The 22,524-nt window shown below is 60.7% G+C and carries 21 protein-coding genes; 13 read left to right on the top strand and 8 right to left on the bottom strand.

The features are described from left to right. Window positions 1-58: 58 nt before the first annotated feature. The 4 genes from MAIT1_RS05090 (at window position 59) to MAIT1_RS05075 (ending at window position 4,143) form a co-directional block, all read left to right on the top strand. The gene (locus MAIT1_RS05090; RefSeq protein WP_085441200.1) at window positions 59-247 is read left to right on the top strand and encodes a hypothetical protein; all 189 of its coding nucleotides are present in this window, start codon (window positions 59-61) and stop codon (window positions 245-247) included. Further along, window positions 244-1,590 (top strand): hypothetical protein, encoded by a 1,347-nt coding sequence (locus tag MAIT1_RS05085; RefSeq protein WP_085441199.1) that lies wholly within the window; start codon window positions 244-246, stop codon window positions 1,588-1,590. Before MAIT1_RS05090 ends, MAIT1_RS05085 begins: the two co-directional genes overlap by 4 nt. A 15-nt stretch (window positions 1,591-1,605) precedes the next feature. Beyond that, the gene (locus MAIT1_RS05080) at window positions 1,606-2,850 is read left to right on the top strand and encodes a hypothetical protein (protein ID WP_085441198.1); all 1,245 of its coding nucleotides are present in this window, start codon (window positions 1,606-1,608) and stop codon (window positions 2,848-2,850) included. A 114-nt stretch (window positions 2,851-2,964) separates the two neighbouring features. Continuing rightward, the gene (locus tag MAIT1_RS05075; RefSeq protein ID WP_143814662.1) at window positions 2,965-4,143 is read left to right on the top strand and encodes a hypothetical protein; all 1,179 of its coding nucleotides are present in this window, start codon (window positions 2,965-2,967) and stop codon (window positions 4,141-4,143) included. A gap of 363 nt (window positions 4,144-4,506) precedes the next feature. Here the strand turns inward: MAIT1_RS05075 and feoB are convergent, their stop codons facing one another. The 5 genes from feoB to MAIT1_RS05055 all read right to left on the bottom strand — a co-directional run bounded on the left by feoB (window position 4,507) and on the right by MAIT1_RS05055 (window position 9,721). Beyond that, window positions 4,507-5,883, bottom strand: a complete 1,377-nt coding sequence (feoB, locus tag MAIT1_RS22000; protein WP_198947800.1) for a ferrous iron transport protein B — start codon at window positions 5,881-5,883, stop codon at window positions 4,507-4,509. Beyond that, on the bottom strand, window positions 5,829-6,641 hold the full coding sequence (locus tag MAIT1_RS21995; RefSeq protein ID WP_198947799.1) for a FeoB small GTPase domain-containing protein: 813 nt from the start codon (window positions 6,639-6,641) through the stop codon (window positions 5,829-5,831). Before MAIT1_RS21995 ends, feoB begins: the two co-directional genes overlap by 55 nt. 103 nt (window positions 6,642-6,744) lie before the next feature. Continuing rightward, window positions 6,745-6,969 carry a FeoA family protein gene (locus MAIT1_RS05065; protein ID WP_085441196.1) on the bottom strand — a complete coding sequence of 75 codons (225 nt, stop codon included), beginning with the start codon at window positions 6,967-6,969 and terminating at the stop codon, window positions 6,745-6,747. A 164-nt stretch (window positions 6,970-7,133) separates the two neighbouring features. Then, window positions 7,134-8,822 carry a mechanosensitive ion channel domain-containing protein gene (locus MAIT1_RS05060; RefSeq protein ID WP_085441195.1) on the bottom strand — a complete coding sequence of 563 codons (1,689 nt, stop codon included), beginning with the start codon at window positions 8,820-8,822 and terminating at the stop codon, window positions 7,134-7,136. 8 nt (window positions 8,823-8,830) lie between these two features. After that, the gene (locus tag MAIT1_RS05055; RefSeq protein ID WP_241893417.1) at window positions 8,831-9,721 is read right to left on the bottom strand and encodes a LysR family transcriptional regulator; all 891 of its coding nucleotides are present in this window, start codon (window positions 9,719-9,721) and stop codon (window positions 8,831-8,833) included. 296 nt (window positions 9,722-10,017) lie between these two features. Here MAIT1_RS05055 and MAIT1_RS05050 point away from each other — a divergent pair, with 296 nt between their 5' ends. Continuing rightward, window positions 10,018-10,299 (top strand): hypothetical protein, encoded by a 282-nt coding sequence (locus tag MAIT1_RS05050; RefSeq protein WP_085441193.1) that lies wholly within the window; start codon window positions 10,018-10,020, stop codon window positions 10,297-10,299. 80 nt (window positions 10,300-10,379) lie between these two features. Here MAIT1_RS05050 and MAIT1_RS05045 read toward each other — a convergent pair whose 3' ends face one another. Together MAIT1_RS05045 and MAIT1_RS05040 are read right to left on the bottom strand one after the other, a co-directional pair. Further along, on the bottom strand, window positions 10,380-10,892 hold the full coding sequence (locus tag MAIT1_RS05045) for a hypothetical protein (RefSeq protein ID WP_085441192.1): 513 nt from the start codon (window positions 10,890-10,892) through the stop codon (window positions 10,380-10,382). Window positions 10,893-10,980: 88 nt separating this feature from the next. Next, entirely contained in the window at window positions 10,981-11,475 is a 495-nt protein-coding gene (locus MAIT1_RS05040; RefSeq protein ID WP_085441191.1) for a chemotaxis protein CheW, read from the bottom strand. A 252-nt stretch (window positions 11,476-11,727) separates the two neighbouring features. On the opposite strand from MAIT1_RS05040, the gene MAIT1_RS05035 reads away from it, so the two are divergent. Then, on the top strand, window positions 11,728-12,267 hold the full coding sequence (locus MAIT1_RS05035; protein ID WP_085441190.1) for a MarR family winged helix-turn-helix transcriptional regulator: 540 nt from the start codon (window positions 11,728-11,730) through the stop codon (window positions 12,265-12,267). Window positions 12,268-12,270: 3 nt separating this feature from the next. Here the strand turns inward: MAIT1_RS05035 and MAIT1_RS05030 are convergent, their stop codons facing one another. Beyond that, window positions 12,271-13,245, bottom strand: coding sequence for a M48 family metalloprotease (locus MAIT1_RS05030; protein WP_085441189.1), 975 nt, complete (start codon window positions 13,243-13,245; stop codon window positions 12,271-12,273). Window positions 13,246-13,454: 209 nt separating this feature from the next. Between MAIT1_RS05030 and MAIT1_RS05025 the strand changes: the two genes are divergently transcribed. The 7 genes from MAIT1_RS05025 (at window position 13,455) to mce (ending at window position 22,367) form a co-directional block, all read left to right on the top strand. After that, window positions 13,455-13,892, top strand: a complete 438-nt coding sequence (locus MAIT1_RS05025) for an Hsp20/alpha crystallin family protein (protein ID WP_085441188.1) — start codon at window positions 13,455-13,457, stop codon at window positions 13,890-13,892. 114 nt (window positions 13,893-14,006) lie between these two features. Next, a complete protein-coding gene (locus MAIT1_RS05020) occupies window positions 14,007-14,597 on the top strand; it encodes a hypothetical protein (RefSeq protein WP_085441187.1) in 591 nt (196 codons plus the stop codon). A 160-nt stretch (window positions 14,598-14,757) separates the two neighbouring features. Then, window positions 14,758-16,899, top strand: coding sequence for a methylmalonyl-CoA mutase (gene scpA / locus MAIT1_RS05015; protein WP_085441186.1), 2,142 nt, complete (start codon window positions 14,758-14,760; stop codon window positions 16,897-16,899). A gap of 32 nt (window positions 16,900-16,931) precedes the next feature. After that, complete coding sequence (gene meaB / locus MAIT1_RS05010) at window positions 16,932-17,927, top strand: methylmalonyl Co-A mutase-associated GTPase MeaB (RefSeq protein WP_085441185.1); 996 nt, start codon at window positions 16,932-16,934, stop codon at window positions 17,925-17,927. A 255-nt stretch (window positions 17,928-18,182) separates the two neighbouring features. Next, window positions 18,183-19,727 carry an acyl-CoA carboxylase subunit beta gene (locus MAIT1_RS05005; RefSeq protein WP_085441184.1) on the top strand — a complete coding sequence of 515 codons (1,545 nt, stop codon included), beginning with the start codon at window positions 18,183-18,185 and terminating at the stop codon, window positions 19,725-19,727. Window positions 19,728-19,740: 13 nt separating this feature from the next. Then, complete coding sequence (locus tag MAIT1_RS05000) at window positions 19,741-21,699, top strand: acetyl-CoA carboxylase biotin carboxylase subunit (RefSeq protein WP_085441183.1); 1,959 nt, start codon at window positions 19,741-19,743, stop codon at window positions 21,697-21,699. A gap of 266 nt (window positions 21,700-21,965) precedes the next feature. Beyond that, window positions 21,966-22,367, top strand: a complete 402-nt coding sequence (gene mce, locus MAIT1_RS04995) for a methylmalonyl-CoA epimerase (RefSeq protein WP_085441182.1) — start codon at window positions 21,966-21,968, stop codon at window positions 22,365-22,367. Window positions 22,368-22,524: the final 157 nt, after the last annotated feature.

Below are 22,524 nucleotides of genomic sequence, written 5' to 3'. Positions count from 1 at the left end.
CCCTTTTCATCTGTTTCATCCCCCTGGATTGAGTTCCAGCAACTGTTGAGGAATGCCCATGTTTCGTCCCCGGACCTCCCAGGAGGCCGGCGGGGTGGCGCAGTTCGCCAGTATTCCCGCCCCCATTAAGGGTTGGAATGCGCGCGACTCCATCATCGCCATGTCTCCCGAACACGCCATTGAATTGATCAACTTTATCCCCCGTCCTGGTCGCCTGGAGTTGCGCCGAGGCTTTGTCAGCATGTGACCGGACTGCCCGATGCGGTGGAAACGCTCATGCCCCACGTGGCCGCAGATAACACCCGCGCCCTGCTGGCGGCCTCCAACGGCAATATCTATGACGTTACCAGCGCAGGAACGCTCTCCGCCCCCATCGCCAGCGGCTATCTCAACAGCCGTTTTCAAACCGCGCAGTTCAAGGATCGCCTGTTCGCCGTCAACGGCGCCGACGCCCCTGCCGTCTATGACGGCTCAACCTGGAGCGACGCCGGATTCAGCGGCACCGGCCTGGACGCCACCACCCTGGCCAGCGTGACCCTGCATCAGGCGCGGCTCTATTTTATCGAGGATGACAGCGGGCGCTTTTGGTACGCCGGACCCGGCTCCATCTCCGGCACGCTGAACAGTTTTGATCTCTCTCCGCTGGCGACCTCCGGCGGCGAGCTGATGGCCATGGGCAGTTGGAGCCGTGATGGCGGCAGCGGTCCGGATGATCTGGCGGTGTTTGTCATGTCCGGCGGCGACGTGCTGGTCTACTCCGGCTCCGACCCCGCCAGCGCCTCCACTTGGTCGCTGGTGGGAGTGTATCGCATTGGCCGACCCTTGGGACGGCGCTGTCTGGTCAAAACCGGCCCGGATCTGATCGTGCTGACCGAAGATGGCTACGTCAGCCTCTCGGCGGCGCTTTCAGAGGCGCGCTCCAGCGGCGGCTCGACGTCACCCTCGGACATCATCCGCAGCGCCGTCATGGAGAACGCGCGCGATAATCTCTACAGCTTCGGCTGGCAGGCGGTGCTCTACCCGCGTGACGGTCTGCTCATCATCAATGCGCCCTCCATGCGCAATCAGTATGAACAGCATGTTCTCTCTCTGGCTTCCGGAGCCTGGTGCCGCTTTGTGGGCATGCCCGCGCTGTGTTGGGCCGTCTCTGACGAAGGGCTCTACTTTGGCGATGGCGCCGGGGGGATCTATCAGGCCGACGAGGGGTATTTGGACGATGACTCCAATATTGAAGCTGAATGCCGCACCAGCTTTCAACCCATCGGCGAGCGCGGCATCAAACGCTTTTTAATGCTGCGCCCCATTCTGGCGGCGGAGAGCCCCATCACCTACACCCTGGGCTTCGATACCGACTTCTCCAATGCGGAAATCGGCTTTGAGCCCAACTATGGCGAAGTCGTTGGCGCCCTCTGGAATCTGGCGATCTGGGATGAAGAGGCCTGGGCCAACGCCATCACAGCGTTCACCGACTGGCACGTGATTCAGGGCCTCGGCGAAACCTTTTCCATCCGCATCAAAACATCCACTCGCGCTCAACCGGTGCGCATCATCGGCTTCGACCTGATGCATCAACCCGGCTTTGGGCTGTAAACAAGGAGAAAATCAATGGGTGGTTTTTTCGATACCATCGGTTCTGTTGTCGACAGCGTTTCCAATATATTCGGCGGTTCAGACTCCTCGCCAACAAAAGTGCATAGCGGCATCGACTTTCCAGATCCGCTTGCCATTGCTCAAGATCAAATCAATCTCAACAAAACCGCCATGACCGACGCCTGGAAATATGGCGCCGTGGCCATGGACAGTCCATGGGGGCAATCCTGGTTTGAGGGCGTCCCCGGCGCCAATGGCCAATATGCCGGGTGGAAGCACGTCATCGATCTGCCCAAGGATCAGGATGACGCCATCAAGAACCTGCAAGCCACGCAGAAACTGATGGGCATGACCGCCAACAACAAGGCGATGAATCTGCTGTTCCGCTCTCCCTCCTGGTACCAGGACCCCAATCAGCTTCCCACGACCTGGAAGGCGGACAAGCTGCAACCCGTGACCTCGGTGATGGATAGCTTGCCAGGCCTGGACATGGGACAAATTCAGAAATCCCTCAACTTAAGCGACGCGCCGAATCTACCTGGTCTGAACGACTTTGGAGCGGAGCGCCAGCGCGTGGAAGACGCCTTGTATGACCGCCAACGCAGCCGACTGGATAGCCGGTTTGCAGAAGAGCGCAATACGCTGGCCAGCCAGTTAAACGAACAGGGCATCACCATCGGCAGCCAAGCCTACGCCAGTGAGATGAATCGCTTCCAACGCCGCTATGACGACGCCCTGGCCACAGCGCGGCAGGACGCCATCGCCATGGGCGGCAATGAACAATCCCGTCTGTTCAACCAAGCGATAAACGCCCGCAATAACATCTTCAGCGAACGACTGGGAGCGGGTCAATTCGCCAACCAGGCGCAGGCGCAGGCTTTCGATCAATCCCGCTTGGCGCAAAACCAGTATTTCACCCAAAAGAGCGCCGACCTGGATCGCCTGTTCAACCAATCCATGCAAACCGCCAACTTCCAGAACCAGACTCAGCAAGCTGATCTGGACAACCGCTTAAAGTTGCGCCAGCAGCTCTACTCCGAACTGTTCGGCCTGATCAACGGCCAGCAGATCAACACCTCCGCTTTTGGTCCTGGTCTGCAGTATCAATCCTCGGTGTTCAACCCCATGGCGCCAAATTTGGCGCAGTACTACCAAGCCATGGTGCAAAACGCAGGCATCCAAACCCCTGTTGCGCAACAGGAAAGTTCAGGAGGGTTTGGTAATATCTTCAGCAGCGTAGGCGATTTACTCGGATTTTAACAACGAGCAATAAACTCTTCATCGCCTCTCGCTATCCAACGTGTCCCCGTAAAGATCTTAGAAGGAGTGCGTCACTGAAATCAGGGCGCACCCTTCTTCTCAAAGGAGCGCATCATGCTCAATAGTCTTGTCAATTCGTCGCTTACCGGCGCATTTTCTCCTCCTGCAGGCTGGTCCCAGGCGCAAGCCTTCAGCCAAGTCTCCTCCCCTATTCAGGCGGCGCTTCAGGAGGCTCTGATCGGCCCGGCGCCAACCGCGCGCCCCATGCTGTCCGGCGCCTTGGGCGGTCCACTCTCCAGCCTCACCGGCATTGGTGGGAACAACACCATTAGCGGCGATGGCGGAGCCAATGGCGTTGGCGGCGGCGGCGGCCTTTTTGATACGCTTGCCAACTTGGTCAACACCGTCAACTCAGGGGCGACAAACGGCGTATTCAGCACTGCCGAGACCGATCTCCTGCGCACCAACTCCGGCCTATTCTCTGGCATGGGCGCCACGGTGGGCTCCCCTCTCTTGGGGGGGATTGGCGACGCACAATCCGCCGCCACAACAAAATCCCAGAACAAACTGGCCATGATGCTGGGCATCCCCTACAACACTCTGGGCAGCGCGCCGACGACGGCGTTTGGCAGCCCTTATCGAGACGTGCTGAACCTGGGCCTTGGCGCCAACCCCTACACCACCACGCCAGAGAACGCCCAGTGGCTGGCAAACCTCAGCTACACCAATCCCAACTTCGGCGCCTTGGTCAATCCGCAACAGGTTCACAACGCTTACGTCAGCAACAACCCCGCCGCCTACTTCTCGCAATTCAGCGCTGCGCCCAGCGGGTTTGACTTGGGAACCGGCGGCGGCGCGTTGCCCAATTTGATCCGTCCCATCAATCCATTCCTCAACCCCAATGTGCAGCCCGCTTATCCCACCGCTCAGGAGGACTTGGGCAGCGTGCTCAACACCGTCTTCCTGAATCTGGTGAAAGACAACCCGTTATATGTCCGAGCAGGCGCAGGCGAGGCGGGACAAAAACTGGCGGCGACTCAGTACATGTTGCAAAACTTCGGCAATGACGCGCCCTTCACCATGCTGCCCGCAATGAACACGCCCGGCGCGCTGCAACCACTGGACCCCTCGCTCTCACTGGCGCTGTCGCAAGCGATGTACGTGCCCCAGACCACTCGCGACACCATCACGCAAAACATGAGCAGCAGTCTGCCCGCCTACCTCAATGCGCAGGCGGCGCAAGCGGCGATTCATGGCAATCGGTTCAACTCCATGACGGGCTTCTCGTTCTAACGCCACCCCAAAAGCACAAGGCCGGATCGACTAGTCGACCCGGCCTTGTGAGCACATCCTTTAGCGTACCTTGATATTCCTACTTGGCGCCCCTGGCTTTCTGTGGCGCGATCGCTCCGGGACGCCCTTTTGCGCTCTGTGATATTGCGGACGCGATGGGAATCACCCGCTTTGCCGTGGAGATGGAAGTGACGCATGAACCACCGCCTCCCTTTAAGCCATCGCCACAGCCGCCACACGCCGAGCCGCACCCTTTTCCGCTGGCCGGGCGGAACATCGCGTAGACGCCTCGCAACGCATAGACAAACGCGCCGCCAACGATACCTCCCACCAACAGCCACTCCCACCATGCCGTGTGTGCGCTCACGTCAACATCCCGCCGATTTGCACCACCAAAAACGCCAGCGTATAGGCCACGCTCAACGAAAACGCCACCGAGAACGCCGCCCAGCGCCAGCCGCCCGCCTCCCGCTTAATCACCGCAATGGAGCCCAAGCAGGGCGAATAGAACAGCGCAAAAACCATGAAGGCGAACGCCGTTGTGGTGGTCATGGCGCTCGCCAGCGCTTGCCGCAGAGAGAGCGACTCCGCCGTGGATTCGCCATCCTGGGAGTAGAGCACCGCGTAGCTGGCCACCACCACCTCTTTGGCCACAAAACCGGTGAGAATCGCCACCGTATCCTTCCAGTTGAAGGTCAACGGTTCGAACACCGGCGCCACCGTATGCGCGATCTGTCCCAAATAGCTTTTGGAGAGCTGCTCCTGGCTTTGCTCGTTACGCAGTTTCATCAGCGCAGCGTCACGCTCAGGCGTGGCGGCTTGCATCTGGATCTGCGCCGTCTCCTGCGCGTAGTCGCGACTCCACTCCGGGTTCTGCGGAAAGGTCTGCAGGAACCAGATAATGATGGATCCCGCCAAAATGATCCCCGCCACCTTGCGCAGAAAGCCCATCGCTTTATCCCACATATGGATAAACACCGCACGCAAGGTGGGAATCCGATAGGGCGGCAACTCCATCACAAACGCTTCATCCTTCTCCTTGAAGAAGAGCCGACTCAGCACCACCGCCGCCATCATCGCGCCGACGATGCTGATCATGTACATGGCGAACACCATGGCGCCCGCATGTTCGGCAAAAAAAGCGCCTGCAAACAGAATGAACACCGGCAGGCGCGCCGCGCACAGCATAAACGGGTTGATCAGAATGGTGATCAAACGCGCGCGTTCGCTCTCAATGGTGCGCGTGGCCATCACCGCCGGCACATTGCAGCCAAACCCCATCACCAGCGGAATCAAGGCTTTGCCATGCAGACCGAAGTGATGCATGAGCTGATCCATCAGGAACGCCGCCCGCGCAAGATAGCCCGTTTCGCTAAACAGCGCCATAAAGAAGAACAGAATCACAATGTTGGGCAGGAACACGATGGTGCCGCCCACGCCCGCGATAATCCCCTCCACCATCAGATCTTTGAACAGTCCATCAGGCAGCGCCGCCGCCACGCTTTCGCCCAACGCCGTCACCCCTTGATCGATCCAATCCATGGGCATCTGGCCGAGAGAAAACGTGGCTTGGAACATCACCCAAAGGAAAAAGATGAACAATGGGATGCCCAGCACGCGATTGATCAACAGCGTATCCAAGGCGCGGGTGATGCGATAGCGATCCTTCAACGCCGAGCGGGATTTCACCGCTTCTGACACCACTCCATGCACATGACCAAACCGCGCATCGGCAAACATGCTTTCGCAAGACACCCCATGGTCGATGGCCAAGGTGGCGCACTCTTCCCGCCCAACTCCACCAAACGCTGGTGGTCGCCCTCGGCGCGCAGCATCGCCACATCCCCCTCCAGCAGCTTGATCGCCATCCAGCGACTGCCCTCCTGCTCGCGCACAGCGGCGTCAGTATGATTCTCCTGCACAACCGCCTGCACCCGCTGCACCGCCTCTTCCAGATGAGCGTCGTAGTGCACAAAGCTGCGTTGCGGCGCCACCCCGCGATCCAACACATCCAACGCCGCATCCAATAACTCAGCCACGCCTTTGCCGCGTTTGCCCGAAGTGCGCACCACAGGCGCCCCCAGCATGGAGGAGAGCGCCGCCACATCGATCTCCGCGGCCTGACTCTCCACCTCATCCACCATGTTCAGCGCGAACACGATAGGCCGCCCCATCTCCACCAATTGCGTGGTGAGATAGAGCGAGCGCTGCAGATTGCCCGCATCGATGACGTTGATGACCACATCGGCGTGCTGCGCCAGGATGTACTCCCGCGCCGACAACTCTTCTGGAGATTGTGACGTCAGCGCATAGATTCCCGGCAGATCAGCCACCGAGAGCGCGCGCCCCTTATGGGTCAGCTGACGCTCGACAACTTGAACGGTTACGTGCGGGTAGTTGCCGACCAGGTCTTTGCCCCCGGTCATCTGATTCAGCAAAGAGGTCTTGCCGCAATTGGGGTTGCCCACCAATGCGAGGGTAATGGGTTTGTCGCTCATTGAGACCGCCTTTGTGGGCGAGAGGGAGTCGTCTTGGGGCGTGAGCCCAGCACCTTGGCGCAGGCCATGTGCTGGGCGTCTGCTGGAAGGGAGGCGCGTAAGCTCAGATCGGCTCGACCTGAATCTTCTCGGCATCGGCGTTGCGGAGGGTCAGATCATAATCCATCACGGTGTAGATGCGCGGGTCGCCAAACGGCGCCAGGTTGCGCAGATGAATCTCCTTGCCAACCAGAATGCCCATGGTCAGGAGGCGTTGTCGATTCACCCCCTCCATTTGCAACGAGGTGATTTTGGCGATTTGGCCCTGTTTCAAATCCGTCAGCTTCATGGTGACCGCTCCTAATGTGAGCGCAGAGAACACGGCCCGTTGCAGGCCGAACGGGTGAAATTCTAAATGTAAGCCGATCAAAATGCAACAACCAAATAAGAACCATTCGCACTAAGATGCAAAACGTCTCTCCCTTCCCCGGGAGAGACGTTTCAGCCAGTCATTCAGCTTGCCGATGCCTGGTGCAGCGTCACTTGGGTGAACGGAATCTCCCAACCGAACTGATTGCACGCCGCCACCGCGCTCTGATTCACCGCGCGTTGGGCTGGATAGTAGTTCTCCGCCGCCGCGCCGCTGTAGAGGGCCACCACCTTGTAGTTAAGAGAAGAGGCCGCCGCTTCGGCAAAATCCACCGTCACGCTGGATAAGTGTGGTCCTGTGGACTCAATGCTTTTCAGACGATCGTAGACAACCTGGGCCATTTGACGCGGGATATCATCCAAGCAATCCTTCTGATACTTATAGTCGATGCCAAAATTGATGGCGATGGCGAATCCGGTGGAAAGGTTCTGCGGCGAAGCGCCGAGAAAGTCCGACGTGGTATAGCTGCGGATGGCGCCGCCGCCCACGCGCAGAGCCACTGTCTCCGGACTGATCCACTTGACCAAACCGAACTGACCATCGGACAGAATCACAAAATCGCCCACATTGCAGGGGAACCAGTTCTCATCTTCCGCGGGACGACGGGAGTGCAGCTGCGCCATCTCCTTGAGCGGCACGCGGATGCGCGGCTGCGACATGGCTGGATTGCTCAAACGCGCAAACATGTCCAGGGAGTCCACGCGCCAGGGCACATCCTGAAAAATCACCCGTTCGCCCTCGCGCACGGAGCTGACGTTCAGCAGCAGCTTGAGCTCATCCATGTAGCGCGGAATGGTGCTCTTGAGCGACCAGATAATGGCCACCGCCAACAGCAGAAAAAGCCCTTCCAACATACGGTCGCCGCTGTGGTGCACGGTGGCGAACAGCGCGATAAATGCGCCCAGCAATGCCAGAAAACGGTAACTGAGGGAGAGAATCCGCACCCACAATGGACGACGCCGTTGGCGGTTTCGCGTGGCGAAGCCATAGATGCGCATAGGCAGCATCAACGCCAAATAGACCCCGAAAGCCGCCAGCAAGGAGAGGATCAGCGTCGCGCCGCGCCCCTGGATAAACTCCTCCCACTGCTCCTTCCACGACTGTTCCAAGGTCTCCTTGGAGCGGGTCAACTCCTCCAACTGGAGTTCCGCCACCTCCAACAGATGCTGATGTTCGCGAATTTTATCGCGCCACTGTTCGGCAACCTGTTCGTACTGTTTGAGCGTCACACGATCCAGAGACTTCTGGTCAATGGCTTCAATATTGCGCATCGCCTCTTTGCCGATGCGCAACTGCTCGGTGTGGAAGTCGATCCGGTTCTTCAAGTTCTGCTGCTGCCGTTTGCTCTCCGTCAAAGCGCGCAGCTCGCTCATGATGGGCTGCACAATCTCCAATAGATCGCGTTCCCAATCATACTTTTCCTTTTGCTTCCCTGCTTCGATCAACTCCAGTTCAAGACCACCGGTAATGATCATGGAAAAGGCGTGTTTCTGCTCCGCCAAAGTCGCGTTGACCTGTTCTAAACGCGCCTCCAATTCAGCTTTCTCTGGCCCGGGGCTGGCGCGTTTGATCTCCGCCGCAAGCTTATCGCGCTCCAGCTTGCGCTGTTTGAGATCCTCCTGGATATCATTCAGCTTGGAGGCCGTCTTCTGCTCCTGACTGAGTGATGACGTCTTGGACGGAATTGGCGGCGGCGGCTCGGCAAATGCAGTGGAGAGCGCGCCCACAATAACCATGCTCAGCACAGACAGAACAGTCTTTCTAATCGACATGGAACAACTCACTGTGATGGCGGAATAGTGTCATGCGCCAACTTCGCTGGTTGCGAAGGAGCATGGATTAAAGAGTCAATCATCTCTTCGATTCGGTCGCGAAAATCGTGATCGCGACGGTACTGAACGTGCACGGGGCGAGTAAAGTTCGGCGCGTCCGCAACGCGATGCAACACGCCGTGCTCCACCGCCTCGCGCACCTGTCTTTGTGGCAGATAAGCGGCCCCCCCCCGCTGCAGCAGAAACTCCAGCGCCAGACCGCTCCAGTTGACTTGCAAAGTCGGTGGCGGCAACTCCGGGAACCAACGCGCATGCGCTGCGATAAAAGCCGCGCCCCAATCGAGCTGCACATAGTTCTCCGCAATGGCCTGTTGCGCGCTCAATCCAGGCAGAGACGCCACCATTTCCAGTTCTATAACAGCCACTTGGCGTGTTATGAGCGCGCCATCCTGAGGTGGCGCGTAAGCGATTCCCAGATCCAATGTTTTATCCAGAACCCCCTGCTCGACACGCTCTGCGCTCTGCGCATGGCAGCCCAACCGAACGGCGCCTGTCTCAGCTTGCCCGAACAGTGTTAACACCCAGTCCCGCAACAGAATATCCCACAAACTGGGTGGCGCGCCAAGAGTGAGCGCAGGCGTCTCCCCCTGCTCCAGCTGGATGCTGCGTCGCGCCTCCTCCCACATACTAATCAGCATTTGGGCGGTTTTGACAAAGCGCTGCCCCGCCGCGGTGAGCTGAATATCGTTGCGCCGACGCGTAAACAGCGCAGCGCCCAACTGCTCTTCGAGCAGCTTGATCCGCGCGCTCACCGCCGATTGCGTCACGAACAGATGGTGGGAGGCGCGCCCAAAGTGGCGCGTGCGATTAACTTCCAAAAAGGTGCGCAGGAGATCCACGTCCAAAAGGGAACACCCTCAAAAAAACGTGATTAAACAAAAGACTGGAAACAGCCAAGAGAGACTCGAACCAGACTGACAAGTGATGGTGTTCTTGCGTAGCGTAATCTCTCCTGCGAATCGTGCCAATCCATTTTTTTTGATGATTATTTTTCGTGGTGTCGAACAGAATTTTGCATTTGCGTCGCGCTCGAATGGCGCGTATTGGAGAAGGCGCGGCTCAGCGCGTGCTCGTGTTTCCGGCAACGGCTCTTCCCGCATCACCTAAGCACTGCACCATGAAACGGAGAACACCCATGCGTTTTGCCCTGAATCTGATCGCCGCCGCCGCGTTCACTCTGGCGATGGCCGGTAACGCCGCCGCCGCCACCCAAAATGGCGACCCCGAGTTCGAAGCCGACCTCAAGCGCACCTGCCAGCAGTTTGCCAAAGAAGATGGCGTCTCTGTGAATGAGATGGCCAACTACCTGCGCAACTGTGTGGAGGAGCTGCGCGGCAGTTCCGACACGCTGCAAACTGAGCCCCCGCTTGAGGACGCTAACATGGACGGCCAACAGGAGCCCAAAACCTCTTACTAATATTTGAGGTTTTCGCTTTTGCTTGACCCATAACGGGCGTCAGGGTTTCCCATGACGCCCGTTTCTTTTTGAGCCCTGAATTACCGCGCACACCGTCGAAGATTCCGCACAGCTTTGGCGCTGCCTTTCAGACTTAACGCGTAGTTGATGGTGCGCTTGCCATTGTGCAGAGATACGCGCATGGTGCGGGATTTACTGATTTTGGTGAGAATGTCCGCTGGCAGATCCACATAGCGCCACAACCAAGCGCCATCAGAGCCGGGCGCGTCTGAGATAATTTTAACCGAGCGAGAGCGCTCTTTATCAAAGCGGATGGAGAGCGCTTTTTTGGCAAAACCGACGCGGTTTTTATCGGTGACGATCTCACCATAATAGGCGCGTGACGCGTAGATGCCCAAATAGGCTGTCTCCGTGCCTTTTTGGCGCAGGGAGATCTCCAATTTGCACATCCAACGGCCGTCAACTTTCACCTGACGCACGCTGTAGGCGCCGCTTTCATAGTAGATTTTGCTGCTGGTTTTGGCCTGTGCAACGCCGCCCATGGCCAGATAGGGGATGCTCAGAAAAAAGAAAAGCTGGATCAATTTGCGCATAATGCTCGCCCGCCTCGAGACTCCTGTGCTATTGGCGACCCTTAACATAAGGATCAAATGCCCGCCGCATCCTACGGCGTAGACGATGTTACGACTCCTCGTCCTTGGCGCCGATAATGCGCGCCACATTGAGAATGATCAACAGCGCCTTCTCCTGCTCCACCACCGCCTCAACCAAATCCGAAGAGATCTCTCCAAGATTCGCGGGCGGACTCTGCATCTGTTGGCCGATCACTTCCACCACCTCGCCAAGCTGATCCACCATCAGCGCCGCTGAATCATCCCAAAACACTTTTTCCCGCGCCAGTGATTCATCAATTTGACTCACTTGGTGGCGGGTCTTGAGAATCACCTCGTACTCTTTTTTATTCCCTTTAATGGAAGTGCTTGCTTCGGGGATCCAATTCAATCGGCGCTTCAAGTCGATGAGGGTGGTCACACGGCCGCGATTGTTAAGCAGTCCGCGCACATGCGGCGCCGCGCCGGGCACAGGGGTCCAGTTGACGGCGCGTTTGATCTCCTGGATCAGACGGATATCCACTCCCAGATAAAGATCGCCCAAACGAAAGGTGCAAAGAACCATTCAAACGCTCCAAGAGGCGTCACACGCCAATGCGGCGACAACAAGGCTGCCTGGACGAACGCCCCAGTGCTGAAAACAGGTAAACCACGCGCCACAGCGAGAGTGGAAACAACAGGTTGTCGTTCAACCTATGCGTCCTGCCCGAAGCTGTCAAATGGTTTCGACAGAAACCGTGTTTTCCTTTTGAAATTCCCGAGTTTTGCCTGATAATCTGCACCTGGTTCTTAGCGTATAATTTTCAGGAACTCTCTGATGAGCAATAGCGATAGCCAATCAGATCTGCGTAACCAGGTGCGCAACCATGTGTTGATGACGCTACGGAAAATTATCCGCGCCATTGATATGCACTCCCGCTATCTGGTGGCGAACCATGGCCTCACCGGGCCGCAAGCGGTGATTTTGAGCGAAATTCTCAATTGTGAAAAAATCACCGGCGCGCAGTTGGGCAAGCGAGTCCATTTGAGTAAAGGCACCATCAGCGGCATCGTGGCTCGCCTGGAGAGCAAAGGTTTGGTGGAGCGGCGTCGCAGTCAGACTGATCGGCGGCGCTTTTGGTTATCCGCCACGCCGCAAGCGCGCACTCTGCTGGAGAATGCGCCGCCGCTGCTGCAACAGGCGTTCGTGCGCAAATTCGATCAACTCCCCGACTATGAACAGACCGCCATGTTGACCACCTTGCTGCGCATCGCCGATATGATGGGCGCAGAGGATATTGACGCGGCGCCGCTATTGGGCTCTGGCGACCTGCTCCCCGATGATGACGCGCTGGAAGCAGAGGACTCTGACCAATAGAGTTCACGCCCACCATGGGCGCAGCCTCTGGGGCTGAGACCACCAGCGTCCATGGCGTCTCAACGCCTCGCCACAGTGCATTTCAAGCGGTCTGGTCAGACTGAATTCAGACGCCCTCTCCAACGCCAACAGCCGGGAAACGCGCTCCTGCGCATCCGGGTGACTGCGCAGCCACGGCGCGCCAGGGTCCGTCAACGCCACAGGCGACCAACGCGCAACCCGCGCCCGCCACGCCTCCAGTTTAACCAATGCGCTGGCCAATCCGCGCGCATCCCCAGTCAACGCCGCCGCGCGCAAATCCGCCTCGAACTCCCTGGATCGAGACAGCGCCATCACCAGCAGACGCGCCCCCCACGGGGCCACCGCCAACAGCGCCAGCACGCCCCAACGCGGCTCCACCACCCCCATGGCGATCAGCGGCAGACTCAGCGCCAGCACGCCCCACCCCAACAGAGCCAGCACCGTTGTCGCCCCTTCGAACAGATGCGCCAGCCCCATCCACTGTGCGTCATGGCGCTGTGCGTGGCCGATCTCATGGGCCAGCACAGCGCTCAGTTCCCGCTCAGAGAGCAGACGCAGCAACCCTTCCGTCACCCCCAGCGCCTGCGCATGAGGCGGCCCCGCCAGCATGGCGTTGGGCGCCGTCTGCGGCAGCCAGTATATCTGTGGAACGGAGTCCAACCCCGCCCGCTGGCTCAGATGCCGCACCGTGGCGTGCAGTCCCGGCGCCTGCGCGGGGCTCAAACGACGCCCTCTTTGCACGCTCATCACCACCGGTCCCGGGATCGCTGGCAGCAGCGCCGCGCCCCACACCGTCGTCAGCAGCGCCAACCACGCCCCCGACTCCCCGCCCAACAACCAGCCCAGTCCCCACACCGGCGCCGCCAGCGCCAGGATCAATCCAGCGCTGCGCATCCGATTGCGCCATGACTCCGCTTCGATCTTGCGCGCATCCAGCGCGCGACGCCAAACAGTCATCTTTGCCTCCACGCTTGGGGTTTCTGCGTTTTCTCCTACTTTTCTATATGTATCTCCCCTCAAAAATCGCAACGCCTCCCCCTGCGATTTTTTTTGTTTTGCCTCTTGCAGAGCGCCAAACCGGCGCCTATCTGATGCTCAAGACGGCGGCAAACCGCCCTAAATAGACACGCATCTCGCGTAACACATCATCAGATGGAGGAGATATCATGAACATGCTCGCCACTTATGATCCGCTGCGCGGTTTTGGCGCCCTGCAGCAAGAGATCAACCGCCTGTTCGATCGCACCGTGGATGACGAAAACGCCCTGCACGCCCAGTGGCCCATGCGGGTGGACGTGCGCGAGGACGCTGACGCCATTGTTATTCGCGCCGATCTGCCAGGCATGAAGCAGGAGCAGATCGATGTGCGCGTCGACAATGGCCGCCTGACCATCTCCGGCGAACGGCGTTTCGAGGATGCGGAAAACAAAGAGAACTACCACCGTGTGGAGCGTTACTACGGTCGCTTCAGCCGCACCTTCCAACTGCCCGGCGTCACCGACATGGAGCATATTGACGCCAGTTACGTAAACGGCGTTCTGGAGGTGCGACTGCCCAAGCGTGAGGAGGCCAAGCCGCGCAGCATCGAGGTGAAAGTGCACTAACCTCTTTTGGCTGTGCTTGGCTCGGGCGCCGTTTAAGCGGCGCCCGGATGGGCTGGCCCTAACCGGCTCCTAGGGCCAGCCCTTTGGCTTAATCAGCAGAGGAGACGCCACGCCATGAGCGCCTTTGAGTTTGCCGTAAACGAAACCTGGAAACGCTGGCGCAGCCAGGCCCGACGCAGACTGCGCATGATACAGCGACATCTGGAGTTGCGCGCGCCACAATGGGAACTGCCCGGGCATGGACGGTTTCATGTCGAGTGGAGCGCGGCCTCAAAAGAAACGCCCGGCGACTTTCTCAAACGGATCGATTGGGATTGGATCAAACTGGCCGCCACTGCGCCGATTATCTACGCCCAGGTCATCCCGCTGGCATTGCTGGATATCGCCGCCACGCTCTATCAGCGCCTCTGTTTTCCGATCTATGGGATCACCCCCGTCCGCCGCAGCGACTACGTGGTTCTCGACCGCTACCGCCTGCCCTATTTAAGCGGGTTGGAGAAGCTCAACTGCCTCTATTGCGAATATGGCAACGGCGTGCTAGCCTATGTGCGCAAAATCGCCGCGCGCACCGAACAGCGTTGGTGCCCCATTCGCCACGCCAAACTACCGCGCGACGCACATGAATATACAGAGGGCTTTGCCCCCTATGGCGATGAACACGCCTATCGCCTGCGCCACCCAAGCCGTTCTTCACACAGGAAATGACGCCTATTCGGAATTGAATTCCGTAAAATCGCAGACATGGTGGCGCGCGCAACGTTTATTGGCCTATAATTCCGCGTAATCCATTACTGGCGCCGGGGGGACGCCCAGTCGGACCCCACCCGCGCCGTCACTTCTGTTGCGAACCACACGGGATTTGGCCATGTCCGACTCTCCGCGCAGCAACCGCGCGCAATGGCAAGACGCCGCTCGTAAGGCCCTCAAGGGCCGCGACCCCGAAACCCTGACCTGGAACAGCCCCGAAGGGATCGATGTGCAGCCCTTCTACGGGCCGCAGGATCTGGATCCCAACTGGCCCGCTGACTCCATTCCCGGCGCCTCGCCGTTTTTGCGCGGCCCCTACCCCACCATGTACGCCGGACGCCCGTGGACCATCCGTCAATACGCCGGATTCTCCACCGCCGAGGAGTCCAACGCCTTCTATCGCCGCGCTCTGGCGGCGGGCGGTCAGGGGGTGTCGGTGGCGTTTGATCTGGCCACCCATCGCGGCTATGACTCCGATCATCCGCGCGTCACCGGCGACGTGGGCAAGGCCGGCGTGGCGGTGGACAGCGTGGAGGATATGAAGATCCTCTTCGACCAGATCCCGCTGGATAAAGTCTCGGTCTCCATGACCATGAACGGCGCGGTGTTGCCGATTCTGGCGGGCTATGTGGCCGCCGGACGGGAACAGGGGGTGAGCGAGACGCAACTGAGCGGCACCATTCAGAACGACATCCTCAAGGAGTTCATGGTCCGCAACACCTATATCTATCCTCCCGCGCCCAGCATGCGCATCATCGGCGACATCATCGGTTACGCCTCCGAGCATCTGCCGCGCTTCAACACCATCTCCATCTCCGGCTACCACATTCAGGAGGCCGGGGCCGACGCCGCGCTGGAGCTGGCCTATACCCTGGCCGACGGCCTGGAGTACGTGCGCACCGCCATTGGCCGCGGCCTGGATGTGGACGCCTTCGCGCCGCGCCTGTCGTTCTTCTTCGGCATCGGCATGAACTTCTATATGGAGGTGGCCAAGCTGCGCGCCGCGCGTCTGCTGTGGGACCGCATCATGGGACAGTTCAACCCCAAGGATCCCCGCTCGCGCATGCTGCGCACCCACTGCCAGACCTCGGGTTGGTCGCTCACCAGCCAGGATCCCTATAACAATGTCATCCGCACCACCATCGAGGCGATGGCGGCGGTGTTTGGCGGCACCCAATCCCTGCACACCAACGCGCTGGATGAGGCCATCGCCCTGCCGAGTGACTTCTCAGCTCGGATTGCCCGCAACACCCAGTTGATTTTGCAAGAGGAAACCCAGATCACCAAAACCGTAGACCCGTGGGGCGGCTCGTATATGATGGAGTCGCTGACGCAGGATCTGGCGGATCGCGCCTGGGCCCTGATTGAGGAGATCGAGCAGGCGGGCGGCATGACCCGCGCCATTGAGGCGCGCACGCCGCAACGGCGCATTGAAGAGGCCGCCGCACGCAAACAGGCGCGCATCGATCGCGGTCTGGACGTCATCGTCGGCGTCAACAAATACCCCGCGCCCGACGAAGGGCCGGTGGACGTGCTCATCGTGGACAACCACGCCGTGCGCGAAAAGCAGATCGCGCGTCTCAAACAGATTCGCGCGACGCGCGATAACGCCAAAGTGACCGCCTGTCTTGAGGCGTTGACCACCGCCGCGCGGGAAGAGAGCGGCAACCTGCTGGCGCTCTCCATTGAAGCCAGCGTCAACCGCGCCACCGTGGGCGAGATCAGCGACGCCCTGGAGACAGTGTATGGCCGTCATCAGGATCAGGCGCAAACCGTTAAGGGAGTCTACGCCCAGGTGTGGAGCGACAGCGACGATTGGAAGCAGCTGCAAGGACGCGCCGACGCCTTCGCCGAGCAGGCGGGGCGGCGTCCACGCATGCTGGTGGTGAAGTTGGGGCAGGATGGTCACGATCGCGGCGCCAAAGTGATCGCCTCGGCCTTCGCCGATGCAGGCTTTGACGTCGATCTGGGACCGCTGTTCCAGACCCCGGAAGAGGCGGCGCGCCAGGCCATTGAGAACGACGTCCATGTGGTGGGGATCTCCACCCTGGCGGGCGGGCACTCGACCCTGGCGCCGCAGTTGGTGCAGGCGCTGCGCGCGGCGGGCGCCGACGACATCGCGGTGGTGGTGGGCGGCGTGGTGCCGGAGCAGGATCATGCCGCGCTCAAGGAAGCAGGCGTAGCGGCGATCTTCGGCCCCGGCTCCTCCATCGTCAAAGCGGCGGGGGCGGTGCTGGATCTGCTCAACCCGGATAGCTGAGCCCCCTACAAACTGAGACAAGGAGAGAGGGTTTGGCGGCATTGACGGCGGCGGAGTATGTGGCGGGGACCCTGCGCGCGGATCGGCGCCTGCTGGCCAAAACCCTGACCCTGTTCGAAAGCCGCCGGGCCGACCATCAGCGCATCGCCCGCGACGCGCTCACGCAGCTGATGCCCCACACCGGCAACGCCATTCGTGTGGGCATCAGCGGGCCGCCCGGCGCGGGCAAAAGCACCTTGATCGAGGCCCTGGGGCTGGCCATTGTGGCGAGCGGCGCGCGGCTTGCCGTATTGGCGGTGGACCCCAGCTCTGTCGGCGCCGGCGGCAGCATTCTGGGGGACAAAACCCGCATGGCGCAACTGAGCGCCCACCCCAACGCCTTCATCCGCCCCAGCCCCTCGGGGGGGACCCTGGGCGGCGTTGCGCGGGCCACCCGCGAGGCGATGCTGGCGCTGGAGGCGGCGGGATTTGAGTGGATCATCGTCGAGACCGTGGGCGTGGGGCAGAGCGAGACCATTGTGGCGGGCATGAGCGATCTGTTCCTGCTGGTGGCGCTGCCCAACGCCGGGGACGAGCTGCAGGGGATCAAGCGCGGGGTGATGGAGCTGGCGGAGATCGTGGCGGTGAACAAGGCCGACGGCGAGCAGCGCCACGCCGCCGAGGCCGCCTGCGCGCAGATTCAATCGGCGCTGCAACTGCTGCATGGCCACGCCACCCATGACGCGGAGGCGGTGGATGTGCGTGCGGTGAGCGCCCGCGAAGGGCGTGGCGTGGCCGAGCTGCGCGATCTGATTGCCCAGCGCCATGAGTCGATGCGCCAGAGCGGCGCGCTGGCGGAGAAGCGGCGCGGACAAGCGCTCAACTGGATGTGGGAGCAGGTGCGCGCGGGGTTGGAGGCGCGCTTGCGGGCGCATCCGGCGGTGGCGGGGCAATTGACCCAGTTGGAGACGGATGTGCTGGCGGGAGCCACGCCGCCCATGAGCGCGGCGGATACGCTACTGGATGCGTTCTCATCACAATCTGAATAGATCTGGAATGGCGCAATCAGCCCGAGTGAACACGCTGAACGCGCCACCCGCACAAGACGAAAACTATTGCAGGTCCAGGAGGATCATCCTCCTGGCGGGTCGCGGGCAGAGCCCGCGCGGGTCCAGGGCGGCGCCCTGGCGGGTTGAGGGCGGAGCCCTCATGGGGTCTGGGGCAACGCCCCAGTCTCTTTCATCTTCACAAATACAACCATTGCAGATCGCCACTTCAAGGATCTTCAAAGGAGCCCCAGCATCATGCGGGAAATCGTTGAAAAACTGGAATCTCTCCGTGAAGAAGCGCGTTTGGGCGGCGGTCAACGCCGCATCGACGCCCAACACGCGCGCGGCAAACTGACTGCGCGCGAACGCATCGAGGCGCTGCTGGACCCCGACAGCTTCGAAGAGGTGGGCATGTACGTGGGCCACCGCTGCGTGGACTTCGGCATGGCCGAACAGCAGATGCCCGGCGATGGCTGCGTCACCGGCCATGGCCGCATCCATGGGCGCACGGTGTTCGTCTTCTCCCAGGACTTCACCGTGTTCGGCGGCTCGCTGTCGGAGACCAACGCCGAGAAGATCTGCGCCATCATGGATATGGCCATGAAGGTGGGAGCGCCGGTGATCGGACTCAACGACTCCGGCGGCGCGCGCATCCAGGAGGGGGTCGCCTCCCTGGCCGGATACGCCGAGGTGTTCCAACGCAACGTGCTGGCCTCAGGGGTGATTCCGCAGATCTCCGCCATCATGGGTCCGTGCGCAGGCGGCGCGGTCTACAGCCCGGCGTTGACCGACTTCATCGCCATGGTCAAGGACACCTCCTACATGTTCGTCACCGGCCCCGACGTGGTCAAGACGGTGACCCATGAGATCATCACCGCCGAAGCGTTAGGCGGCGCGGTGACCCACGCCACCAAGTCCGGCGTGGCCGACTTCGCTTATGAAAACGACATGGAGCTGCTCAAACAGCTACGGCGTCTGATGAGCTTTTTGCCCAGCAACAACCGTGAGAAAGCGCCTCGCGTCGAAACCCTGGACGTAGACGACCGCCCCGACGAGTCGCTGGACTTCCTGGTGCCCGACGACGCCCAGAAGCCCTATGACATGAAAGAGCTGGTGGAGAAGGTGGTGGACAACGGCGACTTCCTGGAGACCCAAGCCTCCTACGCCAAGAATATCATCACCGGCTTTGCGCGCATGGATGGCCAGACCGTGGGCATCGTCGCCAACCAACCCATGGTGCTGGCGGGCTGCCTGGATATCTCCAGCGCCATCAAAGGGGCGCGCTTCGTGCGCTTCTGCGACTGCTTCAACATCCCCCTGCTCACCTTCGTGGACGTGCCCGGCTTCCTGCCCGGTTCGCAACAGGAGTTGGGCGGCATCATCAAACACGGGGCCAAGCTGCTCTACGCCTACGCCGAGGCCACCGTGCCCAAAATCACCGTCATCACCCGCAAAGCCTACGGCGGCGCCTATGACGTGATGAGCTCCAAGCACCTGCGCGGCGACGTCAACTTCGCCTGGCCCAACGCCGAGATCGCGGTGATGGGCCCCAAAGGCGCCTCGGAGATCATCTTCCGCCATGAGATCAAGAACGCCGAGGATCCCGAAGCCAAGCTCAAGGAGAAGACCGATCAGTACGCGGAAAAATTCGCCAACCCCTTCATCGCGGCCCAACGCGGCTTCATCGACGAGGTGATCCTGCCGCATAATACGCGCCTGCGCGCCATCCGCGCGCTGCGGCTGATGGCCGACAAGCAGCTCAGCAATCCGTGGAAAAAGCACGACAACATGCCGCTGTAAGGGGACGACCAGCATGAAGAAGATTCTGATCGCCAACCGCGGTGAAATCGCCTGCCGCGTCATTCGCACCGCCCGCCAGATGGGCATCGCCACGGTGGCGGTGTACTCCGAGGCCGACGCCGCCGCCAAGCACGTGCGCATGGCCGACGAAGCGGTGTGCGTGGGCCCGGCGCCCAGCAACCAGTCCTATCTGGTGATGGACAATATCCTTACCGCCATCAAACAGACCGGCGCCGATGCGGTGCATCCGGGCTACGGCTTCCTCTCCGAGAACCCCGTTTTCCGCGAAACGCTGGACGCTGCTGGCATCGCCTTCATCGGCCCCGACGCCAACGCCATGCGCGCCATGGGGGACAAGATCTCCTCCAAAATCCTGGCCAAGAAGGCGGGCGTCAACACCATCCCCGGCAGCGATGAGGTGATCGAATCCGCCGAACAGGCGGTGGAGACCGCGCGCCAGATCGGCTATCCAGTGATGATCAAGGCTTCGGCGGGCGGCGGCGGCAAAGGCATGCGCATCGCCTACAACGACTCCGAAGCCGCCGAGGGGTGGCAGTCGGCCACCAACGAGGGCGTCTCCTATTTTGGCGATGGCCGCGTGTTCATTGAGAAGTTCATCGAAAGCCCGCGCCACATTGAGATCCAAGTGCTGTGCGACGCCCACGGCAACGGCGTCTGGCTCAATGAGCGCGAATGCTCCATTCAGCGCCGCAACCAGAAGGTGATCGAAGAGGCCCCCTCGCCCTTCCTCGACCCGCAAACCCGCCGCGCCATGGGCGATCAGGCGGTGGCCCTGGCCAAAGCGGTGGGCTACCAGAGCGCGGGCACGGTGGAGTTCGTCATGGGGGCCGATAAGGGCTTCTACTTCCTGGAGATGAACACTCGTCTGCAGGTTGAACATCCGGTCACCGAGATGACCACCGGGCTGGACCTGGTGGAGCAGATGATCCGCGTGGCGCGGGGCGAGCCACTGGCCTTCACTCAGGACGCGGTGCCGCTCAACGGCTGGGCCATCGAATGCCGCGTCTACGCCGAGGATCCCTATCGCGGCTTTCTGCCCTCGGTGGGGCGCCTCTCCCGCTATGAACCGCCCGCGCCGTCGCAGAACGTGCGCGTGGATGACGGCGTCTACGCTGGCGGCGAGGTGTCGCTGTTCTACGATCCCATGATCGCCAAGCTCATCACCTGGGGCGAAGATCGCCAAAGCGCCATCGACGCCATGGGCGCGGCGCTGGACAACTACCTCATCGACGGCCCCGGCCACAACATGGACTTCCTCAATGCGGTGCTCAAGCATCCGCGCTTTGTGGCGGGCAATCTCACCACCGGCTTCCTGGCTGAGGAGTACCCGGAAGGCTTCTCCGGCGCGCCGCTCACTGAGGCGAGCCGCAATCTGTTCGCCATGGCGGCGGTGATTATCGAGGACTCCTGGGAGCAGCAGCTCTACGAATCCGACCACGTACAAGCCTGGGTGGCGACGGTGGATGGCGAGGAGACTCTGCTCAATTTCAACCGTCGCGAAGGCGCGCATCTGTTCCAGTTCGCCGAGGGCCATGAAGTGGAAGTCAGCGCCCACTACGCCCCGGGCATGCGTCTGGCCAACTTCAGCGTCGACGGCCTCACCCACACCCTGCGCGTGGACCGGCTGGCCGACGGCTATCGCCTGACCCACGGCGGCCGCTGCGTCAGCGTCACCGCGCGCACCCCGCGTCTGCAGGAGTTGGCGCGTCTGATGCCGGTCAAAGTTCCACCCGACACCTCCAAACTGCTCATGGCCCCCATGCCCGGCCTGGTGCTGAAAGTGATGGCCGAGCCTGGGAAAAAAGTCGCTGCGGGCGACGCCCTGTGCGTGCTGGAAGCGATGAAGATGGAGAACATCATGAAGGCGGAGAAGGACGCCGTGGTGGAGTCGGTGGCGGTCAAGCCCGGCGACACCGTGGAGGCCGATGCGGTGCTGGTGCGGTTTGAGTAAATTGGTAAAAAATAAGGGGATAATGAAAGATATCGAGGGCTTCGCCCTCGAGCTCCCAAATTCAAAAGCCCAACCGTGGGCTCCGCCCACACCCGCTGGGGGCGCAGCCCCCAGACCCCGCCGCCGACCAGTCGGCGGCCCATAGTCAGCGCTCGCTTAACCTGCGTCACGCAAACATTGGTCGTTCTGTGCAGTTTTCGTTTTGATTCGCTAGAGTTTTGCGCGATCATCCGCTTGCGAGTTGGCCGCGCTTTGGGAAGAGGATTATGATTGGAAAGCTGAATCACGTCGCCATCGCCGTGGCCGATCTGCCCGCCGCCGTCGCCCAGTATCGCGATCTCATGGGCGCCGACGTCAGCGAACCGTTGGACCTGCCCGAACACGGCGTCACCACCGTGTTCGTGCGCCTGCCCAACACCACCATTGAGCTGCTGCATCCGTTGGGGGAGAACTCCCCCATCGCCAAATTCCTGCAGCGCAATCCCGGCGGCGGCATGCACCACGTCTGCTACGAGGTGGAGGATATCCATGCCGCCATGAAGCGCATGCAGAGTGAGGGGGTGCGCGTTCTCAGCGCCGAGCCGAAGATCGGCGCCCACGGCAAGCCAGTGATCTTTCTCCACCCCAAGGAGATGAACGGCGTGCTGGTTGAGTTGGAACAAGCTTAACCAGTGACGAAGCAAAAGTGTTTGCGTGACCAACCGCGAGCTAGCGCTGACGAGGGGACAAATTTTCGAAGAAAATTTGGCGGGATTCTTAAGGGTCCGTGACCCTTAAGCGGGTGTGGGCAGCGCCCACGGTGTGTCTTTTGATCTTAAGGGAGCT

Origin of the sequence: Magnetofaba australis IT-1, from assembly GCF_002109495.1 — a bacterium.
GTDB classification, from domain to species: domain Bacteria; phylum Pseudomonadota; class Magnetococcia; order Magnetococcales; family Magnetococcaceae; genus Magnetofaba; species Magnetofaba australis.
This window is presented reverse-complemented; position numbering and strand designations above follow the sequence as displayed.